At 35.0% G+C, this 26,970-nt stretch carries 27 protein-coding genes and 2 tRNA genes; 12 read left to right on the top strand and 17 right to left on the bottom strand.

Features of this window, described 5'->3' with window-relative positions; genetic code table 11:
• Positions 1 to 45 precede the first annotated feature (45 nt).
• On the top strand, positions 46 to 1,716 hold the full coding sequence (gene menD / locus AC6CHK_RS01045) for a 2-succinyl-5-enolpyruvyl-6-hydroxy-3-cyclohexene-1-carboxylic-acid synthase (RefSeq protein ID WP_498092727.1): 1,671 nt from the start codon (positions 46 to 48) through the stop codon (positions 1,714 to 1,716).
• Positions 1,717 to 1,719: 3 nt separating this feature from the next.
• On the opposite strand, the gene AC6CHK_RS01040 is transcribed toward menD, so the two are convergent.
• Both AC6CHK_RS01040 and AC6CHK_RS01035 read right to left on the bottom strand, forming a co-directional pair.
• Positions 1,720 to 2,346, bottom strand: coding sequence for an aminotransferase class IV (locus AC6CHK_RS01040; RefSeq protein ID WP_498092725.1), 627 nt, complete (start codon positions 2,344 to 2,346; stop codon positions 1,720 to 1,722).
• On the bottom strand, positions 2,330 to 3,307 hold the full coding sequence (locus AC6CHK_RS01035; protein ID WP_498092723.1) for an aminodeoxychorismate synthase component I: 978 nt from the start codon (positions 3,305 to 3,307) through the stop codon (positions 2,330 to 2,332). The genes AC6CHK_RS01040 and AC6CHK_RS01035 overlap by 17 nt, the downstream gene beginning before the upstream one ends.
• Positions 3,308 to 3,354: 47 nt before the next feature.
• On the opposite strand from AC6CHK_RS01035, the gene AC6CHK_RS01030 reads away from it, so the two are divergent.
• From AC6CHK_RS01030 to AC6CHK_RS01015, 4 genes are all read left to right on the top strand, one after another.
• The gene (locus tag AC6CHK_RS01030) at positions 3,355 to 4,089 is read left to right on the top strand and encodes a hypothetical protein (RefSeq protein ID WP_498092721.1); all 735 of its coding nucleotides are present in this window, start codon (positions 3,355 to 3,357) and stop codon (positions 4,087 to 4,089) included.
• 67 nt (positions 4,090 to 4,156) lie between these two features.
• Positions 4,157 to 4,891 carry a beta-carotene 15,15'-monooxygenase gene (locus AC6CHK_RS01025; RefSeq protein WP_498092719.1) on the top strand — a complete coding sequence of 245 codons (735 nt, stop codon included), beginning with the start codon at positions 4,157 to 4,159 and terminating at the stop codon, positions 4,889 to 4,891.
• Complete coding sequence (locus AC6CHK_RS01020) at positions 4,892 to 5,986, top strand: AI-2E family transporter (protein WP_498092717.1); 1,095 nt, start codon at positions 4,892 to 4,894, stop codon at positions 5,984 to 5,986.
• 15 nt (positions 5,987 to 6,001) lie between these two features.
• Positions 6,002 to 6,256 (top strand): DUF3820 family protein, encoded by a 255-nt coding sequence (locus AC6CHK_RS01015; protein WP_498093867.1) that lies wholly within the window; start codon positions 6,002 to 6,004, stop codon positions 6,254 to 6,256.
• A gap of 61 nt (positions 6,257 to 6,317) precedes the next feature.
• Here AC6CHK_RS01015 and uvrB read toward each other — a convergent pair whose 3' ends face one another.
• The 3 genes from uvrB to AC6CHK_RS01000 form a co-directional block, all read right to left on the bottom strand.
• The gene (gene uvrB / locus AC6CHK_RS01010; RefSeq protein ID WP_498092715.1) at positions 6,318 to 8,309 is read right to left on the bottom strand and encodes an excinuclease ABC subunit UvrB; all 1,992 of its coding nucleotides are present in this window, start codon (positions 8,307 to 8,309) and stop codon (positions 6,318 to 6,320) included.
• A 50-nt stretch (positions 8,310 to 8,359) separates the two neighbouring features.
• Positions 8,360 to 9,583 (bottom strand): M56 family metallopeptidase, encoded by a 1,224-nt coding sequence (locus AC6CHK_RS01005; RefSeq protein ID WP_498092713.1) that lies wholly within the window; start codon positions 9,581 to 9,583, stop codon positions 8,360 to 8,362.
• A gap of 170 nt (positions 9,584 to 9,753) precedes the next feature.
• Positions 9,754 to 10,125, bottom strand: coding sequence for a BlaI/MecI/CopY family transcriptional regulator (locus AC6CHK_RS01000; protein ID WP_498092712.1), 372 nt, complete (start codon positions 10,123 to 10,125; stop codon positions 9,754 to 9,756).
• A 109-nt stretch (positions 10,126 to 10,234) separates the two neighbouring features.
• Between AC6CHK_RS01000 and AC6CHK_RS00995 the strand changes: the two genes are divergently transcribed.
• Complete coding sequence (locus AC6CHK_RS00995; protein ID WP_498092710.1) at positions 10,235 to 11,431, top strand: PQQ-dependent sugar dehydrogenase; 1,197 nt, start codon at positions 10,235 to 10,237, stop codon at positions 11,429 to 11,431.
• A gap of 140 nt (positions 11,432 to 11,571) precedes the next feature.
• Here the strand turns inward: AC6CHK_RS00995 and tnaA are convergent, their stop codons facing one another.
• From tnaA to AC6CHK_RS00980, 3 genes are all read right to left on the bottom strand, one after another.
• Positions 11,572 to 12,948, bottom strand: coding sequence for a tryptophanase TnaA (tnaA, locus tag AC6CHK_RS00990; protein ID WP_498092708.1), 1,377 nt, complete (start codon positions 12,946 to 12,948; stop codon positions 11,572 to 11,574).
• 86 nt (positions 12,949 to 13,034) lie between these two features.
• On the bottom strand, positions 13,035 to 13,652 hold the full coding sequence (locus AC6CHK_RS00985) for a DUF502 domain-containing protein (RefSeq protein ID WP_498092706.1): 618 nt from the start codon (positions 13,650 to 13,652) through the stop codon (positions 13,035 to 13,037).
• Positions 13,653 to 13,661: 9 nt separating this feature from the next.
• Positions 13,662 to 14,243 carry a MiaE family protein gene (locus AC6CHK_RS00980; protein WP_498092704.1) on the bottom strand — a complete coding sequence of 194 codons (582 nt, stop codon included), beginning with the start codon at positions 14,241 to 14,243 and terminating at the stop codon, positions 13,662 to 13,664.
• 140 nt (positions 14,244 to 14,383) lie between these two features.
• Here AC6CHK_RS00980 and AC6CHK_RS00975 point away from each other — a divergent pair, with 140 nt between their 5' ends.
• Positions 14,384 to 14,623, top strand: coding sequence for a hypothetical protein (locus tag AC6CHK_RS00975; protein ID WP_498092702.1), 240 nt, complete (start codon positions 14,384 to 14,386; stop codon positions 14,621 to 14,623).
• A gap of 32 nt (positions 14,624 to 14,655) precedes the next feature.
• Here AC6CHK_RS00975 and AC6CHK_RS00970 read toward each other — a convergent pair whose 3' ends face one another.
• Positions 14,656 to 15,744: an acyltransferase family protein gene (locus AC6CHK_RS00970; RefSeq protein WP_498092700.1), complete on the bottom strand. Its 1,089-nt coding sequence runs from the start codon at positions 15,742 to 15,744 to the stop codon at positions 14,656 to 14,658.
• Between the two features lie 124 nt (positions 15,745 to 15,868).
• Here AC6CHK_RS00970 and rplU point away from each other — a divergent pair, with 124 nt between their 5' ends.
• The 3 genes from rplU to AC6CHK_RS00955 all read left to right on the top strand — a co-directional run bounded on the left by rplU (position 15,869) and on the right by AC6CHK_RS00955 (position 16,845).
• Positions 15,869 to 16,249, top strand: coding sequence for a 50S ribosomal protein L21 (gene rplU / locus AC6CHK_RS00965; RefSeq protein ID WP_498092698.1), 381 nt, complete (start codon positions 15,869 to 15,871; stop codon positions 16,247 to 16,249).
• A 28-nt stretch (positions 16,250 to 16,277) separates the two neighbouring features.
• Positions 16,278 to 16,535 carry a 50S ribosomal protein L27 gene (rpmA, locus tag AC6CHK_RS00960; protein ID WP_034677604.1) on the top strand — a complete coding sequence of 86 codons (258 nt, stop codon included), beginning with the start codon at positions 16,278 to 16,280 and terminating at the stop codon, positions 16,533 to 16,535.
• A 130-nt stretch (positions 16,536 to 16,665) separates the two neighbouring features.
• A complete protein-coding gene (locus AC6CHK_RS00955) occupies positions 16,666 to 16,845 on the top strand; it encodes a bacteriocin-like protein (protein ID WP_498092696.1) in 180 nt (59 codons plus the stop codon).
• A 44-nt stretch (positions 16,846 to 16,889) separates the two neighbouring features.
• On the opposite strand, the gene AC6CHK_RS00950 is transcribed toward AC6CHK_RS00955, so the two are convergent.
• The 5 genes from AC6CHK_RS00950 to AC6CHK_RS00930 all read right to left on the bottom strand — a co-directional run bounded on the left by AC6CHK_RS00950 (position 16,890) and on the right by AC6CHK_RS00930 (position 21,932).
• On the bottom strand, positions 16,890 to 19,373 hold the full coding sequence (locus tag AC6CHK_RS00950) for a DUF5686 family protein (protein ID WP_498092694.1): 2,484 nt from the start codon (positions 19,371 to 19,373) through the stop codon (positions 16,890 to 16,892).
• Positions 19,374 to 19,628: 255 nt separating this feature from the next.
• Positions 19,629 to 19,702, bottom strand: a tRNA-Asn gene (locus AC6CHK_RS00945).
• Between the two features lie 187 nt (positions 19,703 to 19,889).
• Positions 19,890 to 19,963, bottom strand: a tRNA-Asn gene (locus tag AC6CHK_RS00940).
• Between the two features lie 80 nt (positions 19,964 to 20,043).
• Entirely contained in the window at positions 20,044 to 21,390 is a 1,347-nt protein-coding gene (gene rseP / locus AC6CHK_RS00935) for an RIP metalloprotease RseP (RefSeq protein WP_498092693.1), read from the bottom strand.
• Positions 21,391 to 21,494: 104 nt separating this feature from the next.
• Complete coding sequence (locus tag AC6CHK_RS00930; RefSeq protein WP_498092691.1) at positions 21,495 to 21,932, bottom strand: DUF6646 family protein; 438 nt, start codon at positions 21,930 to 21,932, stop codon at positions 21,495 to 21,497.
• A 100-nt stretch (positions 21,933 to 22,032) separates the two neighbouring features.
• Between AC6CHK_RS00930 and AC6CHK_RS00925 the strand changes: the two genes are divergently transcribed.
• A complete protein-coding gene (locus AC6CHK_RS00925) occupies positions 22,033 to 22,785 on the top strand; it encodes a nitrilase-related carbon-nitrogen hydrolase (protein ID WP_498092689.1) in 753 nt (250 codons plus the stop codon).
• Between the two features lie 36 nt (positions 22,786 to 22,821).
• Here AC6CHK_RS00925 and trxA read toward each other — a convergent pair whose 3' ends face one another.
• From trxA to AC6CHK_RS00910, 3 genes are all read right to left on the bottom strand, one after another.
• Positions 22,822 to 23,121 carry a thioredoxin gene (gene trxA / locus AC6CHK_RS00920; protein WP_498092687.1) on the bottom strand — a complete coding sequence of 100 codons (300 nt, stop codon included), beginning with the start codon at positions 23,119 to 23,121 and terminating at the stop codon, positions 22,822 to 22,824.
• A 152-nt stretch (positions 23,122 to 23,273) separates the two neighbouring features.
• The gene (locus AC6CHK_RS00915; protein ID WP_498092685.1) at positions 23,274 to 23,639 is read right to left on the bottom strand and encodes a rhodanese-like domain-containing protein; all 366 of its coding nucleotides are present in this window, start codon (positions 23,637 to 23,639) and stop codon (positions 23,274 to 23,276) included.
• The gene (locus AC6CHK_RS00910; protein ID WP_498092683.1) at positions 23,639 to 25,048 is read right to left on the bottom strand and encodes an MBL fold metallo-hydrolase; all 1,410 of its coding nucleotides are present in this window, start codon (positions 25,046 to 25,048) and stop codon (positions 23,639 to 23,641) included. The genes AC6CHK_RS00915 and AC6CHK_RS00910 overlap by 1 nt, the downstream gene beginning before the upstream one ends.
• 288 nt (positions 25,049 to 25,336) lie before the next feature.
• Here AC6CHK_RS00910 and AC6CHK_RS00905 point away from each other — a divergent pair, with 288 nt between their 5' ends.
• Entirely contained in the window at positions 25,337 to 26,863 is a 1,527-nt protein-coding gene (locus AC6CHK_RS00905) for a helicase HerA-like domain-containing protein (protein WP_498092681.1), read from the top strand.
• Positions 26,864 to 26,970 lie beyond the last annotated feature (107 nt).

The raw sequence follows: 26,970 nt of genomic DNA, 5'->3' as shown, positions 1-26,970 counted from the left end.
ATTAAATGATTTCAGAATTAATTATTTATAAACTAAATTTGCCGTATGAAAAAATATTCTTCCAAGCGAAGTATTCAGTTACTTGCCAATCTTTTTCAGCAATACGGAATTTTAGACGTTGTGATATCTCCGGGATCCAGAAATGCTCCTTTAGCGATCCATTTTTCGGAAATAGAAAGTTTCAACTGTTTCAGTATTGTTGATGAAAGAAGTGCTGCTTTTGTAGGTTTGGGAATGGCTAAAAGTGAAAGAAGACCTGTTGCAATCACTTGTACAAGTGGTTCTGCTGCGGCAAACTATTATCCGGCGGTTACCGAAGCTTTTTATCAGAATGTTCCTTTATTGATTTTAACGGCTGATCGCCCGACAGATTATGTGGATATTTTTGACGGACAAACCATCCGACAGAATAATATTTTTCATCAGCATTCTTACGGAGATTTTCAATTGGTGGAAGACAGCAAAGAAAATTCAGAAGATATCAATTCAGAAATTATAAAAAAAGCAATCGAATTATGTTTTGAAAAACAAGGTCCGGTTCATATCAATATTCCGTTGGAAGAGCCTTTGTATGATCTTGTTTCTGAGTTGCCGACTTTTCCTGAAGTTGAAAAAACAATCAAACAGAAAGAATACGAAATTCCGTCAAATTTAGTTGCAGATTGGAATACTTCACAACGTATTATGATTCTTGTCGGTACAAAAGATCATAGCCCTGAACTTGAAAATCAGCTGACACAATTGGTTAAAAATCATTCGGTTGTAGTTTTAAGCGAAGCAAATTCGAATTTGTATCACGAAAAATTCTTCAGACATATCGACCGATATATTTTCAATTTTACGGATGAAGATTTCAAAACTTATGCTCCGGATTTGTTGATTACAGTTGGTCAGAATGTTGTTTCAAAAAAGGTAAAGCAGTTTTTAAGAAAAGCACATCCAAAGCAGCATTGGCATCTTGACGAAGTCTGGCAGCCGGACACTTACTTTTCACTGACTCAGAAAATAGAAATTAAGCCTGAAATATTCTTTTCTAAATTGCTGTATTTCATTAGTTTAGAGCCAAAACCATATTATAATCTTTGGGATGTTTTAAGAGATAAAAAGGACCAAAAACATTCGGAATATCTTAATTTGGCAGAATTCTCGGATTTTTATTTTTTCAATAAAGTTTCACACAGTATTCCGGAAAATTATAATGTACATTTCAGCAACAGTTCGGCGATTCGATATGCACAATTGTTTGATTTCGGAAAATTAAAAACGTACTGTAACCGCGGGACCAGCGGAATTGACGGTTCAACTTCTACGGCAATGGGTTTTGCTATAAAAAACGCAAATCCGACATTGTTGATTACAGGAGATTTAAGCTTTTTTTATGACATCAACGGACTTTGGAATCAGTATATTCCGCCGTTTACACGAATTATTATTTTTAACAACGGAGAAGGAAATATTTTTAAAATCATTCCCGGTCCCGGAAATGCCAATTCAAATGCGGTTGATGAATTTATTGCAACAAAACACCATAAAAACTCAGAATTTTTAGCAAAACATTTCGGATTTTCATACACCAAAGTTGAAGATGACAGAACTCTTGACCGTGTTCTCGAAAATTTCTTTAAACCAGCTCCGCAACCAAAAATAATGGAAGTGAATACGCAAGGAAGAAATAATGCGGATATTCAGAAAGCTTATTTTAACTTTTTAAAATAAAGTTTAAAGCTCAAGATATTCATTGTCAGCCGGCAAATTGGTTATTTTGTGAATGGGATAAATAAACATATCATCAAAATCATTCATCGCGTTAATCAATTGAAAATGTGAGAATTCCTTGATGTTTTGTAAAGTGATTTCTGTTTCTTTTATCTTTTTCTTTTTGAGAAGGTTTTGGCGCTGAACTCCGTTTAAAAGATAAGTTGACGGTGTGTACCAATCTTTGCCTTTCAGAAATAAAATATTCGAAAATGAGGTGTCTGTAATATGATTATTTTTAACAATAATAATTTCTTCAGCTTTGGATTTCATCTTCATTTTTTCAAGCTCTTTACGGTCTTCAAACTTAAAGGAATAGTCGAAGCTGTTGTTTTCAACCAAGTGAAAATCTGAAATTTCGGGAATAGCATAAGGAATCATTTGTGTTCGGATTCTTTTATCAAGATCATACACGATTCTGAGCTTGTAAAGACCGTCTTCGTCATGCTCAAGCTTGTCGAATATTTTTTCCAGATCAATGGAGCCTTCTTTCCCAAAGTGGGCGAAAGTCTCATTAACACGCTTTTGATGAAATTCTAAAAGAAAAATTTCCTGATCTTCTACTTTAATACTTTCAATGAATTGGGACATAGATTTTATTTTTCATTTCCTGATACTCGTCTTCTAATTTACTCATGTGCGTTATTCCGCCGCCGCTTTTGAAATACAATCCGTCATTTTCTTTTTCAATAAAACGGATCATTACACAACTGTCAACATTTTTTCCGTCAAACCAGCCGCAAACTCCTGTATAAAAACCTCTGTCAAAACCTTCCGCTTCAAGAATGATTTCTAAAGTTTTAGGTTTTGGAGCGCCCAGAATTGATCCGGCGGGAAGAAGCTTTTTCATGATGCTTCCCAATTTATCCTGAAACTCGGGCTTTAAACTTCCTGAAATTTCCGAACTCATCGCAAAAAGATCTTTCTGCTGTGTTTTAAGAAAGTCAATATGCTGGAATTTATCAACTTTTACATCGTTTGCAACCATGCTGAGATCATTCCTAAGCAAATCTACAACGGTATAATGCTCTGCTTTTTCTTTAATATCATTTTTTAAAACTTCAGCAGCATTTTCTACAGAAGCATCAATTGTGCCTTTCATGGGATAAGTGAAAATTTTATGATCAATTATCTTGACAAAAGTTTCAGGAGAAAAAAATACGAAAAAATTTTTATATAAAACCTTGTATTTTGCTTTCGAATGATAGAAAATTTCTTCTAAAGTGAGATTGGTTTCAATTTTTGTTTTTCTGGTGTAATTTACGAGGTAGGAATTTCCTAACCGTATGTTTCTCTGTACTTTATCAAATCCTTCTTTAAAACTCTCCAAAGATTCCGGATAGGTTTTCCAGTCTGTTTTTTTAGTTAAAGCTTCCTTGTTTTTTGTGTTCGGAAAGGTTTGGAAATCAATAAGTAAGCCTTTTTTTTCTAATTCGTTTTCAGTGAAAATTTCTACATTATTTACGAGAAAATCTATCATAAAGAAAAAAGGAACTTTCTGCTGTGAAAGTTCGTCCATTTCAATAAATTTTTGATGATTCGCTGAAAACATTCGACAAAAGTAGTTATTGATGTTTACTTTTGCATAAAAATTTTTCAATGCAGGAGAAATATCCACAAAAACCGGGAATCGATTTTATTTTAAAGCAGGCATTTTTTTACTGGAACAAAACTTTGCTATTCCAGCTGATGTTTTCGTTGATCTACTTTTCTATATTCTTGACCGTATTATTTTATTTTTCAGGAAAATACGGCGTGATCGATCAGCTTTTCGGTGCAGCAGCAGATTATATGAAAGCAGGCCCGACAGGAATGGATCGGTATAAAGCCGAAATTGCAGCGATTATAGCAAGCGAAAATTTTCAGAATTTTTATTTAGGAATCGTTGGAGTTCAGATTTTCCTTTATCCTTTGAATCTTGGTCTATTCCAGATTTTCAGAAAGATTGATTTAAAAGAGAAAATAGTAATCGGAGATTTGTTTGCAGGTTATAATGGGCTCAACTTTTTCAGATATATAAGTTATTTCATTTTTTGGTTTTTCTTGTATACTTTTATTGCACAGACCATTATCCTTCCATTTATTTGGGTTTTGTGTACAATTTTTGTGGCTCCGCTGATGTTTTTTCAGAATAAAACTATTTTTGAAGGGATTTCTTTAAATTTTAAGGCTTTAAAAATTTACTTTTTAGAAATATTTGTTTGCGTCATTGTAGCTGTTTTATTTAAATATATTGGTTTTGCTTTATTTTTAGTTGGCGGTTTATTGACTTTACCATTCTGGAATGCGATGATCTATTCGCTTTATAAAACCATTTTCACCGAGAAAAGTTAAAGTTTGCATTGGTAATGCTTTTGTTCTCAAAAAAAATTAAATTTGAGAAACATTAAAAAATAAAACCATGTCCGACTTTAACGAATTTGACCAGCAGGGTTCCGTTCCCAACAGAGATACGGGATCCATTATTTCGCATGCTTTTGAAATGTATAAAGGGGTGATTCTTTATGCAGTCGTTACGATGATTATTTATTTCATCGGTGATTTTTTATTGCAGGCTATTACAGGATTTAATTCTTATAGCGGCTTTAGTGACTTCAGAGATTTTGATGGAGATTATACAAATTACAGTTACTGGAACAAGCCCGGATTTTCTCTTTATTATACTTTTTCAAGCTTATATGGGATTTTACTTTCTCCACTTTATGTCGGAATTATTTACATTACCAATAAGTTTAATGCCAAAATTCCGATTGAGTTTTCTGATCTTTTCATTGGTTATCGTCAGAATTTAGGCAATATTCTTCTTTATAGTTTGATTGTTCATATTATTTTATGGATTTCACTCATTATGTGTATCATTCCGATATTCTTCGTTTTTCCGCTTTTCTTGCTCGGTTATCCTATTTTGCTATTTGAAAATTCTTCTGCCATTGATGCATTAAGCAAAACATACAATATTGCAAAAGATAATTACGGCGTATTTTTAGGAACAGCATTTTTAGGAGTGATTATCAGCGCAGCAGGGATTCTTCTGTGTTGCATTGGTATAATTTTTACATTGCCTTTTATCATGGTAGTGATGTATTCTACTTATTGCGCCTATTTAGGAAAACCAAGACAAATAACATATAAATAAATGTCATACAACGAAAAACAAATTAGCAGTGTTGTGATCAAGCAGGTTGCTTTGCTTGCTATTATTTTGATTTTAACAGCGTTAATCTGTTTTAATCTTGCACTTTTTATCCCGGCGGTTTTAGGTGCAATCACCATTTATGTAGTCTGCCGAAAATACAATTTTTATCTTCAGGAAGAGCGAAAATGGAAACCTTGGGCTTCGGCATTGGCTCTGATGTTTGCGAGTTTAATTATTATCATTCTTCCGATTTATTTTATTGCCGATCTTTTAATTGAAAAGTTAGGCAATGCGCAGGCTTATATGGAGAAATTCAATGTTTTTTTAGATAAAATCCACAGTTTTGTTTATTCAAAAACACAATTTGATATTCTGAGCAAAGAAAATTTAGAGAAAGTAAAGAATTCGGCAGGCAAGATTTCCACTTCGGCACTTAGCGGGACTTTTAATACTCTTACGGTTGTGATGTCGATGTATTTTATTCTGTATTTCATGTTTGAGAAACCAAGGCTGTTTGAGAGAATTATTGCATCTGCAGCACCTCTCAAAAGAGCGAATGTTTCTTTGATCGGCGAAAAAATGAGAAAACTGATTATGGCAAATGCCATTGGAATTCCTGTTGTAGCTTTAGGACAAGGTATTGTTGCTATGATAGGATATTTCATTTTTGGTGCGCCGAGCCCTGTTTTACTTTTTGCATTAACGGCAGCGGCTTCCGTAATCCCAATTGTTGGAGCGGCAATTGTATATGTGCCGATATGTATTTTTATGATTGCAGAAGGTCAAACGGGACCAGGACTTGGCTTGGCCGCATATTGTGTTATCGTTGTTGGATTAACGGATAATATTCTCCGCTTTACTTTGCTGAAAAGACTTGAAAATATACATCCTCTGAATACCGTTTTCGGAATTATCATGGGAATGAACCTGTTTGGATTTATGGGGCTTGTTTTTGGGCCGATTCTTGTTTCTTTTACGCTTCTTTTGATTCAGGTGTACAGAAATGAATTTGCAGATGATCTGATTCCGGAGCTTGAGCTTTCAAGTAAAGATAAAGACGAAGAATTGGAAGATAAAATTGATTTAATTGTATAAAAAATGGAGCAAGGAATAAATCCTGAAATATTGAAGGAAATTTGTGTTGTAAAAATGCCGTTCGGAAAATATAAGAATACTGTTTTGGCAGATCTTCCGATCAGTTATCTTGAATGGTTTCACAGGCAAGGCATGCCGAAAGGAAAATTGGGAATGCAGTTGTCAACGGTTTATGAAATAAAATTGAATGGGCTGATGGATTTACTTACCCCGCTTCGTGGTGGAAAAGTGGAATATCAAAGCCCTAAAACCAAAGTTTATAAGTTTTAAATTAAATTTCGGGCGGCACCAAAGGTGCCGCCCGAAATTTTTAGTTATTGTAATAGTTTACTTACTCTTTTAAAGCGGCGATTTCATCCCGTAATTTAGCAGCTTTGATAAAGTCGAGATTTTTAGCAGCGGCTTCCATTTCTTTTTGTTTCTGTGCAACTATTTTCTCAACATCTTCACTTGCATAGTTTGCTTTTACTTCTGCAACTTTTTGTAGAATCTGCTTTTGAGTATATTTTTCGTCAGGAAAATCTTTTGTCCTACCAACCAGATTCTCCGAAATCTTTTTATTCAGAGCGGTTGGCACTTTACCGTGTTCGAGATTATATTGTGTTTGCTTTTCGCGGCGATAAGCTGTTTCGTCGATCGTTGCCTGCATCGATTTAGTCATTTTATCAGCGTAAAGAATGGCTTTTCCGTTCAGGTTTCTTGCAGCACGACCAACCGTTTGAATCATTGATCTTCTGCTTCTTAGCATTCCTTCTTTGTCGGCATCTAAAATTGCAACAAGTGAAACTTCAGGCAAATCCAGACCTTCTCTCAAAAGATTTACACCAATTAAAACATCGAAAATTCCTAAACGCAAATCCTGCATGATCTGAATTCTTTCCAAAGTTTCAACATCAGAATGTATATATCTTGTTCTGATTCCGAATTTTGTAAAGTATTTTGTCAGTTCTTCCGCCATTTTCTTGGTTAAAGTCGTTACAAGAACTCTTTCATCAATTTCGGATCTTTTTCGGATCTCTTCCATTAAATCATCAATCTGATTAATTGTCGGACGTACTTCAATGACAGGATCTAAAAGTCCCGTCGGACGGATAAGCTGTTCAATATAAGTTCCTCCAGTTTTTTCAAGTTCATAATCCGCAGGCGTTGCCGAAACATAAATAACCTGATTTTGAATGCCTTCAAATTCTTCAAACTTTAAAGGCCTGTTATCCATCGCGGCAGGAAGACGAAATCCGTATTCAACCAAAGCTTCTTTACGGCTTCTGTCACCACCATACATGGCATGAACCTGCGGAACGGTAACATGGCTTTCATCGATCACCATCAAATAATCTTTTGGAAAATAATCTAAAAGGCAAAACGGTCTCGATCCGGGCAATCTTCCGTCAAGATAACGCGAATAGTTTTCAATTCCTGAACAATAGCCAAGTTCTTTAATCATTTCCAGATCCAGCTCTGTTCTCTCCTGAAGTCTTTTGGCTTCCAAAGGTTTACCGATTTCACTAAAAAAATCGACTTGTTTTACCATATCATCCTGAATACTTCTTATTGCGCCGTTTAAAGTTTCTTTTGAAGTCACAAAAAGATTGGCAGGATAAATCTGTATCTGTTCGAAATTGGAAGTTACATTTCCTGAAACGGGATCAAAGCTTTGTATTTTTTCTATTTCATCTCCGAAAAACTGAATTCTCACTCCGTTATCTGCATAAGCCGGAAACACATCAATAACATCGCCTTTCACACGAAACGTACCTCTGGAAAAGTCTGCCAACGTTCTGGAATATAAAGCATTAACTAAAGAATGAAGCAGCGCTGTTCTTGTCGTTTTTTCTCCGATTTGAAGCGAGACCAATGATTTGTGAAATTCAGAAGGATTTCCGATACCATAAATACATGAAACAGAAGCGACTATCAAAACATCTCTTCTGCCGGAAAGCAAACTTGCCGTAGCCGAAAGACGAAGCTTTTCAACTTCTTCGTTGATGCTCAGATCTTTTTCAATATAAGTTCCTGAACTTGCAATGTATGCTTCCGGTTGATAATAATCGTAATAACTTACAAAATATTCAACAGCATTTTCAGGAAAAAACTCTTTAAATTCCATGAAAAGCTGTGCTGCCAAAGTTTTATTATGAGCCAAAACCAAAGTAGGTTTCTGAACATTCTGAATAACATTGGCCACCGTAAAAGTTTTTCCCGAGCCGGTTACCCCAAGCAAAGTTTGGTATTTTTCTCCGATTTCTAGTCCTTCAGTCAGTTTTTCAATGGCTAAAGGCTGATCTCCGGTTGGTTTATATTCTGATTGAAGATTAAATTTCATAAACCAAATTTATGAAATAAAAAAGAGTCCGAAAACGGACTCTTGATTAATTATTGTGTTTTTTTTGTGGGTTCAAAAAACATAGTTAGTGGAAGTTTAAAAATGTACTTGACCGGTTGGCCATCCTTAGTTGCAGGTTTCCAAGCTATATTTTCATTCGCAAGTTTTACAGCTTTGTAAGCTTCATTATTGAATATTTCATTAATGCCCATTGTTTTGATATTTGAAACTTCTCCTTTTTCGTCGATTACAAATTGGACATCTGATCTTACTAAGCCTTCATTACCTTTAAAAGCTGAACCATTAAAATTCTGAGAAACTTTATTTCGCATTACATTTATTCCTCCCGGATATTCAGGCAAAGTTGTGGTTTCCTGTGTTAACTTGAGTGAAGGTGAAATTGACAAATCTTGTGCAAATTCTCTATCTGCTTCTACAGTTTTTTTGGGAGTAGTCGTATCCACAACTTTTTTCTCATCAATTGCATTTTTATATTGTTCTTTTTCAATATGTTCGGCCTGAACTTTCTTTAAAGGTTGAACTGGAATAGCTTTCTGGTATTTTTTTGCTTCATGAATTGTATTTTCAATGTTTGAATCTTTAGCATAAGTTTTCTCTGCAAAAATTATTGCCAAAACAACAAATGTGGGAATTGCAAGATATTTTTTTGCTTGGGCAAATTTGGAATTTTTTCTTGTCATCATAATAAATCGTTTTTTAGTATTGTTAAAATTAAAAGTGTGACTAAGGTTATAGTTTTGGCTTGAAATAATTTCATTTAGGATTAAACTTTGGTAATCTTTCACATTGAAATTCTGTTTTAAGACAAATTCGTCAGCCAAAAATTCGTGATTTGTAACGATTGCTCTTTTATAAAAATAAATGGCAGGATTGAACCATAAAAAGATTTTTAAAATCTCTATTAATAAAAGATCAAGGCTGTGTTTTTGCTCCAAATGACTCTTTTCGTGCAGCAAAATCCTCGAATCTATTTCGTTGTTGATCAAATATTTTTCACCTAAATAAATTGTTTTCCAAAAGCTGAATGGCGAAAGATTTTCTTTTGTTACAATCACATTGCAATTCAGGTATTTAATCTTTTTTCCTTTTATTTTTTTGATTTTTACAATCGATATTATTGTCTTGACCAGAAAAATGAAGGTTACAATTCCGTAAATAATCCAAACAATATTGATCCAGTTGAAACTTTCTTCCTTGGAAGAAATAACTAAAGCTTGTTGTGTTTCTTCAAAAATGATCTGAGTTTTTTCCATTTGTTTCGGAAGGTCTGCCGAAATTGAAAAGAACGGCACAAAACAAGAAAAGATCAGTGAAAAGAGTAAAAAAAACCTGTTGAACAGATACATTTTTTCCTTTTGTAAAAACAGATAATACAAAGAAATAAATAATGAAGAGCACAATATTATTTTTAAGATAATCATCATTATTCATCGATTTGTTGGTTGATTATTTCGCGAAGTTCTTTCAGCTGTTTTTGAGTAAGCTTTGTATTTGATGTGAAAAACGATGCAAACTGCGTTACCGAACTGTTGAAAAAACGGTCAATCATAGAAGTCATTTCTTCCTTGAAATATTCACTTTTTGCTATTTTTGGAAAGTATTCGCGTGAATTTCCATATAATTTGTAACCTACCAAATCTTTGTTCTGCATTCTTTTCAAAAGTGTTGCAACAGTTGTTGATGCAGGTTTTGGTTCGGGATAAGATTCCAGGATATCCTTCATGAATGCTTTTTCTTTTTCCCAAAGAATTTCCATGATTACTTCTTCAGAGTTTGTCAGTTTTATTTCTTTCATGTTCTACGTTATTATATTTCGTTCTACAAATGTAGAATTAATTTTTAATTGAACAAACTTTTATGGCATTATTTTTACATTCATATTTACAACCACATAAAATTTAGTTATGAAAAAGACAGTCTTACCTTTCTTTTTATCTTTGGCTACCATTGTTTCCTGCCAACAAAAAGGAACTCAAAGCGAGCCTTCTGCCAAAGAAGAAAAACCAAATACCAATTACAAGCCGGCCTTTGCGGGGCAAACGAGAATTCAGGCTGTAAAGACATCAACGCCTTATAATGTTGAGATTTTAAATAAAGATTTAGGAAAACCATGGGGAATTATTAATTTACCCGACGGAAGATTTTTAATAACCGAGAAAACGGGCTTTATGAATGTAGTTTCAGCCGATGGAAAGCAGGTGACAAAAATTGAAGGTTTTCCGAAAGTAGATGCCAAAGGACAAGGCGGAATGCTGGATGTGGCGCTCGATCCGGATTTTAAAACAAATAATATTATCTATTTCAGTTATTCTGAACCTTTTGGAGACGGAAATTTAACTTCAGTTGCAAAAGGACAACTTTCATCTGATTTGAAAAATATTTCTGATGTAAAAGTAATCTTCCGTGCAACACCTTCTTATGATGGTGATAAACATTACGGAAGTCGTCTGGTTTTCGATAAAGACGGACATCTGTTTGTAAGCACAGGTGAACGTTCAGATAAAGAAACAAGGGTTTATGCCCAAAAAACAGATAATTATTTAGGTAAAATTTTAAAAATTACCAAAGATGGAAAACCCGCTCCGGGAAATCCGTTTATTGGAAAACAAGGTTTTAAACCTGAAATTTATGCTTTCGGAATCAGAAGTCCACAAGGTTTGGCTTTGGATGAAAAAGGTCAGCTTTGGGATATTGAAATGGGACCAAGAGGAGGCGACGAAATCAATTTAATTGAGCCAGGTAAAAATTACGGTTGGGGTGATGTAACCTATGGAATTGAGTATTCCGGAGAAAAAATCAACAACGGAACAACGCAGAAAGAAGGAACCGAACAGCCTGTTTATTATTGGGATCCTGTAGTTTCGCCAAGTGGAGTCACTTTTTATACAGGAAATATTGATGAATGGAAAAACAATTTATTCATTGCCTGCTTAAGCGGTCAACATATTAACCGAATTGTAATGAAAGACAATAAAGTAGTCGGAGAAGAACGTTTGCTTTTAGATCAAAAAGAAAGATTCAGAGATGTATTAAACGGTTCTGACGGAAATCTTTACGGAGTTACAGACAGCGGAAAATTGTATAAAATATCTAAGAAATAAGTTCAAAACGGAGAGTCCCGAAGGGACGATTTAACAAAGGATAGGATAAAATCCTATCAAAAGATATTATTAGAAATGGTTTTGGCGCAAAATCAAAGATTTTGCGCCAAAACTTTATCAATTATTCTAACAATTATTTCTTAAGCCTCTTCTAAATGAACGGTAAAATGTCTCAAAATTTCAGGTTCCCAAGTAATATTATAACCTTTTGAAATTTCGTTTCTTCTTTCATATACATTTTTTACACCAGCAGCAATATAATCCATGTGATTATTGGTATACGTTCTTCTTGGAATTGCCAAACGGACCAATTCTAATTTTGGATAACGGTTTTCTCTGGTTTCAGGATCTCTGTCGGCTAATAAAGTTCCGATTTCAACCGTCCGGATTCCTGCTTCTTTATAAATTTCAAGACCCAAAGTCTGTGCCGGATATTCTTCACGTGGAACATTTGGTAAAAAATTTAAAGAATCAATAAAAACAGCATGTCCGCCGATTGGCTTCTGTACAGGAATTCCGTATTCGATCAATTTATTTCCAAGATATTCAACCTGAGAAATTCTGCTTTCCAGATAAGCGAATTCTGTTGCCTCATCAAGACCGACCGCCAAGGCAGCCATATCTCTTCCCGCCATTCCGCCGTACGTGATGAAACCTTCGTAAATAATCGTGAAATTAGATGCTTTTCTGAAAACATCTTCATTATTCAAAGCGATAAATCCACCGATATTTACGAGTCCGTCTTTTTTGGAGCTCATCGTCATTCCTTCGCCGTAAGAAAACATTTCTTTGCAAATGTCTTTTATGGTTCTGTTTTCCTGACCAGCTTCTCTTTTTTTAATGAAATAAGCATTTTCGGCAAATCTTGCAGAATCAAAAAACACAGGAATTCCGTATTGATCTGAAAGTGCTTTTACAGCTTTCATGTTTTCCAAAGAAACAGGTTGGCCGCCTGAAGAATTACAGGTAATTGTAATCAAACAAAAAGGAATTTGCTCTTTTGAATGAGATTTATAAACTTCTTCCAGTTTTTCAAGATTAATATTTCCTTTAAAAGGATGAAGATCATTAATGTCAAAAGCTTCATCAATTGTACAGTCGATTGCGTGCGCTTTTCTGATTTCGATGTGACCTTTTGTTGTGTCAAAATGTGAGTTTCCGGGAACAATGTCGCCGTCTTTTACCAAAACCGAAAATAATACATTTTCCGCTGCTCTTCCTTGGTGTGTTGGCAAGAGATATTTAAAGCCTGTAATACTTTTAACGGTGTTGTGTAGTTGTTCAAACGAACGGGAACCTGCGTAGCTTTCGTCTCCCGTCATCAACGCTCCCCATTGTCTGTCGGACATTGCGCCTGTTCCGGAATCTGTCAAAAGGTCGATATAAACCTGTGAAGATTTTAAATTAAATAAATTAAATTTCGCTTCTTTCAGCCAGTTTTCTCTTTCTTCTCTGGTTGATTGACGGATTTCTTCGACCATTTTGATACGAAACGGTTCAGCATATGGTAATTGCATGTGTAAATATTTTAATTGTTTTAAAGAAAATTTTGTTTGAAAATAATTTCAAATCATCAAATGTATTTAAAGAAGTAAAAAGAAGCTTACTCGGGAGCTTTAAATATACTTTCATCTGAATGAAAACCTGCAACACCACCGCTTACCGCAAATTTCATTGCCGTAGCTGCAGACATTCCTACAACAGGTTTGATGTTTATTTCTTCAGTAACAATTACCCAGCCCGAAATCGCGTACGAATGCGGAAGGTAAACCGCCACATAATTGTGTTTGTCGACATCTGCCATTTCTCTTTGGGTGAGAAAGCCAATTCTCCAGATTTCAGGATTTGCGTTGGTTTTTACCCAAACAGGGTCGCTGAATTTTTTCTTATCGCCGACAAATGAAGACATGACATCTTTTGTTGGCGAATAAATATGTTTTATTCCTGGGGTTTTTTCCAGTAATCTATCGAGAGAATCTACAAAAAATCTTCCAACAACAAATTTATTTCCCAGATAACCGAGCAAAGCCGTAATGAGCAGTGTTGAAATGAAAACCAATCCCGGAATTTCCTTCGCAACAGACGGAATAATATTGTCGATGGAAGTAATAACAGACCAAATAACAAAAATCGTCAATCCGATCGGACCAATAATCAATAAGCCCTGAAAGAAGTTTTTCAGGAAAAAGTTGGTCAGATTTTCGAGTGTAGGTTTTTTCAATTGTATAATTTATCCGTGTATTGTTTCTTTGTTTCCGTAAGATTTAATGATTTTAGCTTCGTATTCCAGCCATTCTTCCCAACGTTTATTTACTTTTTCAGGATCTCCAAGCTGTCTTGCAAATCCTATAAAAGTTGTATAATGATTGGCTTCGGAAATCATCAATTCTTTATAGAAGGTTTTTAATTCTTCGTCTTTTATATTTTCTGTTAAAACTTTAAATCTTTCGCAGCTTCTCGCTTCAATCATTGCTGCAAAAAGCATTTTATCAACAATTAAAGTATCTCTGTGACCTCCTTTTTGAATAAAATTCACCAATTCGTTTACATAATCATCTTTTCTGGTTCTTCCAAAAGTGTAACCCCGTTTAGTGATAATCTCAAGAACCTGTCCGAAATGTTCGAGCTCTTCCTGCGCAATGGCAAGAAGCTCGGTTACAATTTCAGGATATTCCGGCAGCATGGTAATTAAGCCAATTGCGTTGGTTGCTGCTTTTTGCTCGCACCAGGCGTGATCCGTTAAAATTTCCTGAAGATTTCCTTCCGCGATATTTGCCCATCTGGGATCGGTAGGAAGTTTCAACTTAAACATGACTTAAATTTTTTGTAAAAATAATTAATAAAATTAATATTCAGTAAAGTTAATTCCAAGATTATTCAAATATCTTCAATATAAAACAGTCTGTGGCATAAAGTTGGATTTAAAAATAAAGAACATTAAAAAAATTAATAATGAACACCACACTAATCACCGCAAAATTGCAAAAATTTGCATTAGCCATGTTTACTTTCCTATTCAGTATTGTTGCAATGGCGCAGGAAACAGCACCGGAAGTTGAAGTAAATACGACCAGTAAAACCACAACAACCGAAGAATGGTACATGAATCCCACGTATCTTGTTGTTGGCGCAATCCTTTTTATTATACTGATTGCAGTAATTGTAAGAGGAGGCCGTGGAAGAAGAGATTAAATGATAATTTTAATAAATTGTGCCGCTCAGAATTACTGAGCGGTTTTTTTGCGTAAAAATTCGAGTGTTTTCCAACCGAAATCATCCACTTTCTTCAAACCTTCTGCCAGGATAAATGCTAAAACAACATTAATACAATAAATTACAACCATTAAAACCCACCAAGGCATCAATTCTTTCATCGGAACAACAAGAAAATAAGCAAGTGAAGAACTGATTCCCTGAGCAAAATAGAAGAAAATAGCGTTTTTCCCAATGTGGGTGATGAAGTTTTCTTTTGAAATTTTTAATCTGTTGTACAGCACAAATAAAGTGGTCAACGAAAAAAGACACCAAATAATATAAGGGATTTTTGGCGGGAATTTTTGTCTGTTGATTTTAAAGAAAATTTCGTTTCCAAAATACCAAAACATCCAAACCAAAGCTACAGCGACCAAGCCGTAAAGAACAGGAATTAGTTTCGTCGGGATTTTTTTGCCCCGCATTCTGTTTCCAATCAGGAAAACGGTCATATAAAAAGCCACATAACCGACTTGCCCGGTTGGATATAATTCAGGGAAAAGGTTGAATATTAATGTTAAAGCAATACAAATGCCGATAAACCAATTGATGTGTTTAGGAAAAAACCTTAAAATTAAAACTCCAAAAACCGTCAGAATAAAATAAACTTTCAAATACCAAAAACTTCCCATCACAACAGGAAACGTGTCTGCATTGGAATATTCGTGAAGATACCAATTCCCGAGATTTTGCCATTGCGGAATTGCGGAAATACTTGTTGCAGCATACTTTGAGCCGAAAGTGGAGTAGAATTTCTGAAGCCATTCGAGGGAGAAAAAGGTGAGCCCGAAAACTTTAAAAAAATAATCTAAAAAGAAAAGAAACGTCACGAAAATCATGTAAGTGATCTGAAGTTTCAGCAAGCGGTAAAGGGTTTTCTCAATGTTATTTCCGGATGTAATTCCGCTTAACGCATAAAACAGCGCAACATCAAAAACCAAAGAAAACACCCTGATTTCAGGGATAATATAAAACTGTCCCGACCAAAATGCAGTGTGGATAAATATAATGGAAAGTGTGGCCAAGCCTTTCGCAAAATCAATGTAAAGATCTCTTTTCATTTGTGTAAATAATATTGTTCAAATGTAAATATTTTAACTTAACGAAAAAATGTAATTTTAATGCTACTTAATTTAAAAAAAATCAATATATTTGCACCTCGAATTAACTAAAAATTTATAGACAATGTTTGCAATTGTAGAAATAGCAGGGCTTCAATACAAAGTTGAGCAAGACCAGAAGTTGTTTGTGAACCGTTTGAAAGGAGATAAAGGAGGAAAAGTATCTTTTGATAAAATCCTTCTTACTGTAAACGGAGCAATCACTGTAGGCGCCCCAGCTGTAAGCGGAATCACTGTAGAGGCAGAGATCCTAGACCACGTAAAAGCTGATAAAGTAATCGTCTTCAAAAAGAAAAGAAGAAAGGGTTACGAAGTTAAAAACGGTCACAGACAATCTTTAACTCAAATCAAAATCACTGGGATTACAGGATTTGACGGAGGTAAAAAAGCAGAGAAACCTGCAAAAAAAACAACTAAAAAAGCTGACGCTGAAAGCGCAGAATAATTGTTAAACCAAAAAACCTTAAAATAAAATGGCACACAAGAAAGGAGTTGGTAGTTCCAAAAACGGTAGAGAATCTCATTCTAAAAGATTAGGTGTGAAGATTTTCGGTGGACAAGACGCTATTGCTGGTAACATCATTATCAGACAAAGAGGTACTCAACATCACCCAGGTGAAAACGTTGGTATGGGTAAAGATCACACTTTGCACGCACTTGTTGACGGTAAAGTAGTTTTCAGAAAGAAAGCAAACAACAGATCATATGTATCTATTGAGCCAAACGCATAATTAATTTTAGCGTTTTATAAAATTTAAAAGCCTTGACATTTATTGTTGAGGCTTTTTTTTGTGCAAAAAATTTTTGGATAATATTTTTGTTCTTTTCCCGTTTTTAATAAACAAATCAATAAATAGCATTATGAAAAATTTAAAAAAGCTTACAAGAAATGATCTGAAAACAGTTCATGGAGGAATTGACCCAAAAGCTGGTTGCCTCCCGTGTGACGTCTATTGCAGTCTTGCACCGGAAAACAGGCCGCCATGCAAAGCAGAGTATATTGTAGCCCATTGTAATGGCTGCAAAACTTCAGATATTTAATAGATTAAAAGCTCGTGTTATGCGGGCTTTTACTTTAAGTTAAATTAAAATCCAAACTGAAAGCCTGCCTTGATGCCAAATTTAGAAGCATCAGGTCTGTCAAGATAATTTCCTCTCCAGTTGAAGTCTACACGAAAAATCCTGATGTTTCCAAATCCTATATTTTCGATGCCGAATCCGTATTCATAATAAATCTGTTGATCCGGAGCTGAGTATTTAAAGCCTTCAACATTGATGTTTTTGGAAGCGTCGCTCAAAGTTCCGTAAGCGCCTCTTATGAAAGCAACTTCTCTTAATTTCAATTTCTTGATTAAAGGAATAAACGAAAGTATTTTACCATTAAAATGATGCTCGATATGCAGTGTAGAATAAGTGTCTGCAACGAATTCATAATAATTCAGCTGTGCAAAAGTGTTCGGAACCAAACCGTACGACTGATTTCCCGGAATGACATTCTGTAAAGCTAACGGAACGGTATCAAAGTTTTTCCCGGCTTCAAAATTTAACAATGTTTTACCCCAACTTCCTATAAGAATTGGCTTATAAAACATAAACTGTAGCTTATTATAAGTAAAATCTGCATTGAAAAGTCCTTCAATTCCTCGTGTATATTTTAAAACAATTGTCGGGGACAAAGTTCCGTGTTCGTAACGATCGACTCCTGTTTGAGAAAATTTAGCTCCCGGACGTGCAATTAAGCTTATTGTAACATGCGAATCATTGGTTGTTTTTCTCAAATCGCCGTTTCGGTAATACATCAGGCTGAAACCTGAAGGATTGGCAGATTTTATGCTTTGCAAGGTTCCGTCAACTCTGACCTGAAAATTTTTCCAAGGCTCAATTGACGTGAAAATATTGGTTTGGTTTACTGAACTTAAAGAAGCGTTTTCGCCTCTCGCAAAAACCGTAGACGAAGCAAACGAACGAGACATAATTCCGTCATCTGTTGTCAACTGAACGCCAAGCTGCATAATGTCTCTTCTCGTTCCTGCGCCTACCATAAAACGATTAACTCTGTTGAACATATATCGACCTTCAACACCGTATTTGAATTGTTTATCCTTAAATCCGTAAGCGTTGTAAAACTGTATTCTCCAAGGATCATTCTGCCCGAAATAAGTTCTGGCGCCCAATCGTATTCTGTCGCCTTCCACATCATTTTTACCGTAAATAGAAAAAATAGGACCCAGATCGATACCTTTTGTAACGTTATAATATTGCGAAGCCAGAGTTTCATATAATTTTACAATCCGGTTGAATTTTGGGGTTTGTTGAAGTTTGTCAAGCATTTCATAAACTCCCTGTTCTGTTTTTGAAAGAGAATCCGGTCTTGCCTTTACCCAAAAAGCATCGTCTTTATCTACAAAATCATCATCATATTCTTCTTCTTTCCTCGTGAAAATTTCATCTGCAAGAGGTTTATTAAAATCATACTCGGAATAATCGACGGTTCGTTTGGCAACAATTCCTTTTGCGGTTTTCTTTTTTGAAAAAGGAGTCATTTCAATTTCTGTGATGAATTTTTTAGGTAAAAATGTTTCATCATCGGGATTGTCATATTCCAGTTCTGTAGAAATTGCATTGATAAAGTTGACATTGATTTTATTTGTTGATTTTAAAGTTGCCGATAAAACAGCATAAGAATCGGTGTCGATATAAAGGTAACCCTGAAACGCCAAAACTTCCGTTCTTCTCGGTTGATACCTTATTTTATAGGCATTTTCACCACGTATAGAAACGGTGTCTATAAGATTGTAATCGTAAGTGCTGAAACCGTCCGTTCCGACGGGACTTGGGAAGCCGATATCAAAATAGTTTAATGTATTGTCATAAATATTAATGTCGCGGTAAAGATTTTTTGCTGTAATTGCAATCACCTGATTATCCTGGAATCCTGAAGTCTTTTGTGCTACTAAAAGCCTTTTCGTTTTTTTAGCAGGCTTGTTTTCTCCGAAATTTTTATAAATAGATTCATTCAAAAAGATAGGAAGAGCCATCTTTCCCCGAGCCGTTGAATCTGCATAATCAAAAATAAAATCTAGTTTATTAAAAATCTTTCTGCTCATAAAAGCACTGTCAAGATTATTGGCGTCAAACTGAATTTTTTCGTATTCTTTATAAGTATAAGTATCGAATTTTTCCAGCCCGTTATTTCTTTTACGCTTCCAGACTTCCTGCATAATTCTGTAAGCAGGGTTTTCTTTTTTGTTTTTGTATTTTGTTTTTTCGTTGTGAATGACAACTTCTTCTATCGAGCTTACTTTTTCTGAAGAAAGCTTTATCAATAAATTGGTATTATTTTCAGAAGTAATTTCTACACTTTCAAAGGCGTAATTTTTTTTCTGAAAACTGAGTTTATAGATAATGCTGTCAGATTCTACGCTGAAGTTTCCTGAAGTGGTCGTAGAAACGGGTGTATTGCTGTCATTGATAAAGATATCAACATTGTTAACTTCCTTATTCGTTTTTTCATCGACTATTTTTCCGGTTGCTGTTTTTTGTGCGTCTAAAAAGCTGGTTATAAGCAAGGAAAAACAGAGAAAGCAATATTTAAAATTCTTAGTTAACATCATTTGTATCTTCGAGCATTTAGCTTAAACAAAAAGCGTGCTGTTTGTTTCAAAATTCAAAATTTTTTAAAGACTTTTTGGTTTATTCATAAAACTGCAAATGTAACGAAAATAAAGCTATGAATATTGCTCTGAGAATAAGGAAATATTATAAGATCGACAATGTAAATTAACTATAAATAAAAAAGACCTACATTTCTGTAAGTCTTTTTGCTCCTCCTGCTGGGCTCGAACCAGCGACCCTCTGATTAACAGTCAGATGCTCTAACCAACTGAGCTAAGGAGGAATTTTCCTTTGTTTAAGGTGCTGCAAATATAAAACGAAAAATTATATAATGCAAATTTATTCATGCTGTATCAGCTAGATCATCGCTATCAGATTATTTTTCAATTGGTTAAATTCTAAGTATTTTCCTTTTTTGAATTTAAAAGTTATATCACAAAAAAAGACCTACATTTCTGTAAGTCTTTTTGCTCCTCCTGCTGGGCTCGAACCAGCGACCCTCTGATTAACAGTCAGATGCTCTAACCAACTGAGCTAAGGAGGAATGTCCTTATTTTTAAGTGGTGCAAATATAGGACTGATATTTAAACCACACAAGTTTTTTAATTAAATTTTTTGAAAAAATTAGAATTTATCGGTGATGATTTTAAATATATCGTTCCCGAAAATCAGTAACATCAAGCCTAGCAGGAAAATAACTCCAACCATTTGTGCATTTTCTAAAATCTTTTGCGGTACAGGTTTTCCTACAATCATCTCATATAATGTGAAAATTACGTGTCCGCCATCCAATCCCGGGATCGGAATTAAGTTCAAAAAGGCCAGCCAAACAGAAAACATCGCTGTGAAACTCCAAAAAGCCGTCCAATCGATTGAGACACTTCCGTCTTTGGCTTTGTCTACAGGCATGTTTTTTATAATCGCAAGCGGCCCGCCTACTTTTTTGTATCCCTGTACTTTTTTGTTGAAAATTAGTTTGAATTGTTTAACCTGATAAGTCAAACTTTCGATACTTCTTGTAAATCCTCTGCCGATTGATTGGGCGAAAGTGAAATGTTTTGTGTCAATATATTTTTCCAGATGCTTGTATGAAGAAATTCCTAAAGTCCCTTCTTTAGAAACGGGAAGAGTCAATGGCTGAATTGCTCCTGCTCTTACAACTTCTACATTAAGATTTTTGTTTGCATTCTTCGTAATAACTGTTTGAAGCTCATCGTAATAATTAATTTTTTGTCCGTTTACAGAAACTATTTGATCACCAATCTTTAAACCGGCTTCTGCGGTTTTAGGATTTATAATTGTGTCAATAACAGCAGCAAATCTTGGCGTAAGGAATGCTTTAGGATTTTCATCTCTGAAAGCCATTGCTTTTCCGTCATCATTCGTTGGGAATGTCACTTCTTTGCCGTTTCTTAATACAGTGATCTCATCGCTTAATAATATATCTAATGAAAGTTTATCAAGGTTATTTTGAGTTTTTCCGTCTACTTTTAAGATTTTATCACCGTCCTGAAAACCCATTGCTTTTGCAACATTCGTGTAATGCATCGGCGTATTTACTTTAGCGGTATCAAAAGATGTTTCACCATTAAAAAATGACAGACAACCGTAAATAATCCAAGCCAGGAAGAAGTTTACCGTAACACCGCCCATCATAATGATAAGCCTTTGCCAAGCCGGTTTTGCCCTGAATTCCCAAGGCTGAGCAGGCTGTTTCAGTTGCTCGGTATCCATACTTTCGTCTACCATTCCGGCGATTTTTACATAACCTCCGAAAGGAAGCCAGCCAATGCCGTATTCGGTTTCGCCAACTTTTTTCTTTACTACAGAAAACCACGGATCAAAGAAAAGATAGAATTTTTCTACTTTGGTTTTAAACCATTTTGCGGGTAAGAAATGCCCAAGCTCGTGAAGAATTACTAAAATAGATATGCTTAATATAAATTGAAAGATCTTAATTGCTAATTCCATTAATTGTTTTTAGATTTAATTTGCAAAGGTAACAATTATCAAAACGATGCCAAATAAAAAAGCTCCTCGAAATGAGAAGCTTTGTCATATATTGTGACTTATGTTTAAAAATTGAATGATACGCCTAAGCTTCCATTGTTTCCCACTTCTGCAAAAACACCCACTTTTTCCGTGAAAAAATATCGTGCACCAATGTGAGCGCCAATTCCAAAATCTCTGCCAAGCACACCTAAATCAACACCCGGATAAATATCCAGCTTTTCTGGTAATTCCAGTGCTTCTTTCAGATGAAAATTGATCCTTCCGAAAACAAAAACCCGATTGTCTTTATCATTGTCTTTGTATCCGTCAAAATAAGCGTTGACACCGGCTCCGACTGATAAAAGCTGATTTAAACCGTAATCATAAGTGGCCGTGATTCCTGTTCCGTAGCCCCAGGCATTAAGTCCCAAATTCACTTTTTGATCCCCTTTTCCTGTCCAGGCTTGTGCGCTGGCAGTTGTTCCGATGAAAACCATCAACATAAAAACCAATTTCTTCATAGTTTTTTATTATTAAATTATTACTAAAGATTATCCTCAGCAAAAATAAAACCGAAATCAATAAAAAAATGTAATTTTATAGAAGTTTTGAATAATAAATATGAAAATTATAGGATTAAATCAGGATATTGTCTGGAAAAATAAAAATGAAAACTTTCAGTTGATTGAAAACCAGCTTCAAAACGAAACTGCCGATCTTTTTCTTTTACCCGAAATGTTTTCTACAGGATTCTGCATGGATGCCGCCGATGTTTCAGATAAAAATGAAGAATCTCTGGATTTTTTAAAGAAAATTTCAAAAGAAAAAAATGCCGCTTTCTGCGGAAGCGCTTCCGTTGAGCAAAACGGAAAGTTTTACAACAGAATGTATTTCGTTCAGCCCGATTCTGAAGTTGTTTTTTATGATAAAAGACATTTATTTTCCTTTTCAGGTGAAGATAAAATTTACACTCCGGGAAAAGAAAGAATAATTGTTGAATATAAAGGAATAAGGTTTTTACTGCAGGTTTGTTATGATCTTCGGTTTCCGGTTTTTGCGAGAAATAATGATGATTACGATGCTGTTTTATATATCGCCAATTGGCCCGAAAAAAGAGTGGAAGCGTGGGAATATTTGTTGAAGGCAAGAGCCATTGAAAATTTATCTTTCGTGTTTGGCTTAAACCGAATTGGGACAGATGGAAATGATCTTTTTTATAAAGAAAGTTCGCATTGTTTTTTTGCAGACGGAAAAGAAATTTCTCAAAAAAAAGGAAATACCGTTTCCGCAGAGTTAAATTTGGAAGAACTGAAAAACTTTAGAAAACATTTCCAGTTTTTAAATGACAGAGATGCTTTTGAGATTGTAGATTAGGCTAAAATTACTCTAAATATCAGCCTAAACCTAAATTTAAATATACTGCTCCAAAAGTTGTGTCAGTCGGTTGACGTCATGCACACCACTTTCTTTGTAAAGCAATTCACCTTTTTTGAAAACCGCTATTGTCGGAACGCTGCGAACGCCATATTGTGAAGCGATTGCAGGATATTGATCGATATCTACTTTTATAATTCTTGCGTTTTCGCCTACATTTTCTTTTACTGTCGTCAAAACTGAAGACTGAACTTTACAAGGCTGGCACCATGTTGCAAAAAAATCTATTAAAACAGGTCTTTCAGATTCAATGATTTCTTGAAATTTTTGTGACATAACTTTGATATTTTAATAATTTTAAACCATTAAGATATTTGAAGCGTTTAAGTTATTTAAGGAAAATCTTGCAGATTTTTTATTAGCATAAAACTTAATTTTCTTAAAACTTAATTTGCTCTTAATGGTTCAATTTTAATTTCTTTTTACACTTAATTTTCGTCTTGAATGGCTTTCACATTTTTCCAGGTTGTACCATCGTACACTTCCACGCCATTTTTCTTTAAAATTTCCACCGCCTGATCTGCCTGAATTCCTTTATTACAGAAAACAACTACTTTTTTCCCTTTTAAAGATTCTGGATTGTTTTGAATTTCCGCTAAAGGAATATTGATCGCGTTTTTTGCTGTTCCTTCAGCATATTGTTCAGGAATTCTTACATCAACTAAAGTTACATCCGGGCTTTTTACCACTTCTTTGATGTTAATTTTGGCTTCGTTATGAGAAACAGATGCCGTTTTGCAGGCATTTAAAATAAACGCTGATGTAAGAATGATTATGAAGAATTTAATTTTCATTATAATGTTTTTGATTGGCATACAAAATCCGATGTCGGAAGTTTTTCTGTCTTTTTGATTCCGTTGAAACCTCCTTCTATTTCGGTGAAGTTTCTTATTCCGTGAGAATTAAGGATGCTTGCTGCGATCATGCTGCGGTATCCGCCTGCACAATGCAGAAAAAAATGTTCCGATTCGTCAATTGTAGAAACCCAGTCGCTGATCGTGTCCAGAGGTTTATTGTAAGCATTATCAATATGTTCTGCAGAATATTCGCCTAATTTTCTTACGTCAATTATTTTAGAATTTTCGGTAAACTTCTCTGCAAATTCGTCCGGAGAAATTCTTTTTACTTCATCAATTTCTTTATCTGTTTTTTTCCAGGATTCAAATCCGCCTTTCAGATATCCTAAAACATTGTCAAATCCAACTCTGCTTAATCTTGTGATCACTTCTTCTTCGCTTCCTTCATCAGAAACCAATAATAATGGATGCTTCACGTCTACAATCAAAGTTCCAACCCAAGGTGCAAAATCTCCTTTTAATCCGATATTAATAGAATTTGGAATAAACCCTTTGTGAAAATCTGCCGGGCTTCTTGTGTCTAAAATCAAGGCTCCGGTTTCTTCAGCAAAACTTTCAAAATCTTCTACAGAAATAGGATTTAGGCCTTTATTCATTACATCATCAAGGCTTTCGTAGCCGCCTTTATTTAAAGCTACATTCATACCGAAATATTTCGGTGGAGCCGTTAAACCATCCAAAACTTCTCTGATGAAAGATTCTTTATCAGGCTGAGTTAATGCATAATTTGTTCGCTTTTGATTTCCTAAAATATCTACCGTTTCTTTCTGCATGTTTTTCCCGCAAGCCGAGCCTGCGCCGTGAGCCGGATAAACGGTAATGCTGTCGTCTAGCGGAAGTATTTTGGTGTGCAAACTTTCATATAAAATTCCCGCCAGATCTTCCTGTGTCATATTGGTCGCTTTCTGAGCAAGATCCGGTCTTCCGACATCGCCTAAAAATAACGTGTCACCGGTAAAAATAGCCGTTTCAACTCCGTTTTCGTCGATCAGAAGATAAGTTGTGCTTTCCATGGTGTGACCCGGTGTGTGCAATGCTTTTATCTTTATTTTTCCTAATTCAAAAATCTGATTATCTTCTGCAATGATTGCCGGAAATTCCGGATCGGCGTTTGGTCCGTAAACAATCGGAGCACCTGTTTTTTTGCTTAAATCCAAATGTCCTGAAACAAAATCAGCATGAAAATGAGTTTCGAAAATATATTTTAAAGTTACATTGTCTTTTTCAAGGCGATCCAGATAAGGTTTTACTTCTCTTAAAGGATCTATAATTGCAGCTTCGTTTTCTGATACAATATAATAGGCGCCCTGTGCGAGACATCCTGTATATATTTGTTCAATTTTCATGGGCTCTTTTTTAAAATGGTTATAAAGATACAAAGTAATGCATTTATTGTAAAAAAATGATAATTATGAACGATAGTTTCTTTCGATATCAAAAATTTTGCAATCTTTAAATTTGATGAAATGCCTTAATTTTCAGGCCGAAACAATTAAGAAAAACTGATTTCTTTTTGAAGTCTGTTTTTTATCATACTTGCAAAAGTGAATTTTAATTTAATATTCATAAGAAATTGATAAAGCGTACCCAATATTTTGCAAAAAATTTTACCTTTAAGAGTTAAAAAAATTCAAATGGCAGATAAAACAAGGTTTATTGAAGAGCTCAGCACAAGATACACTCCCAAAGGAGAGCATATCATTTTAGGAAAAGGAATGCTGGACGGCGATGTGGTCACCGAAGTCAATGTTACGATTCCTTTAAAAACGATCAACCGTCACGGTCTGATTGCCGGAGCAACGGGAACCGGTAAAACCAAAACGCTTCAGGTTTTTGCCGAACAGCTTTCGCACGCGGGGATTCCGTCTTTGGTTTTGGATATTAAAGGTGATTTTTCGGGAATTGCTGAAGCTGGTGAGATGAATTCTATTATTGAAGAAAGATATGCTAAAACCAAGCTTCCTTTCAATCCGCAGTCTTTTCCCGTAGAGTTAATGAGTATTTCCGGTGGAAAAGGGCTAAAATTGAGAGCAACGGTGACCGAATTTGGACCGGTTTTATTAAGTAAGATTTTAGAACTGAATGATACGCAGCAAAGTATCATGTCAATTGTTTTCAAATATTGTGATGATAAAGGATTGCCGTTAATCGATTTAAATGATTTAAAAAAAGTTCTGCAATACGTTACCGATAATCCGGAAGGTAAAGCGGAATTGTCTGCAAATTATGGGTCGATTGCTTCTGCCTCTTTGGGAGCGATTTTAAGGTCAATTGTTGCTTTGGAGCAGCAAGGAGCCGCTGATTTTTTTGGAGAATTGAGTTTTGATGTTCAGGATTTGCTTGAAACCAGAGACGGAAAAGGTGTTGTAAATATTTTGAGAGTTGCTGATATTCAGAATAAACCGCAATTGTTTTCCACATTTATGCTTTCGCTTTTTGCTGAAATTTACATGACTTTTCCGGAAGAAGGTGATAGCGGAAAACCTAAGTTGGTTTTATTTATAGACGAAGCACATTTGATTTTTGATGAATCTTCCAAAGCTTTGGTTTCGCAGATTGAAACGATGGTAAAATTGATTCGTTCAAAAGGTGTCGGTATTTATTTTATCACTCAAATCCCGGGCGATGTTCCCGAAAATGTTTTATCTCAATTAGGCTTAAAAATCCAGCACGCGTTGAGAGGCTTTACCGGAAAAGATAAAAAAGAGATTTCAAAAGCCGTTGAAAATTATCCGACAACGGAATTTTATGATGCTTCCACTTTGATACAGAATTTAGGAATTGGTGAAGCGTTTGTGACAGCTTTGGATGAAAAAGGGATTCCGACGCCTTTGGTGCACACTTATCTTATTTCGCCTGAATCTAGAATGGATGTTTTAAATGACGCCGAAGTTTCAGAATTAACCGGGAAATCTGCTTTAGTTGCAAAATATGAGAAAAAAGTAGACAGCGAATCAGCTTACGAAATATTGGTCGAAAGAATGGAAAAAGCCGTACAAAATTCTGCTCCAACTCAAAAAACAAAACCTGTGAAAGAAGAGCCGGGAATGTTTGAACAAGTTTTAAAAAGCAGCGCCGGAAGAACTTTTGCCAATACTTTGATGCGGGAAGGCGCGAAAGCGATTTTAGGAATGTTTGGTCTTGGCGGAAGAAAACGATAACTTTATTAAAGAATGTGATTTTGGATTCTTTAATGTAATTTGATTATTTTAGCAGAATTGTCTTTTTTATTACTTGTAAAAGAGCAGTTTTGATTTAGAAATTATAA

This window comes from Chryseobacterium sp. GQ58 (assembly GCF_059758895.1).
The sequence above is the reverse complement of the archived record's forward strand: the minus strand, read 5'-3'. Positions and strand labels throughout refer to the sequence as shown.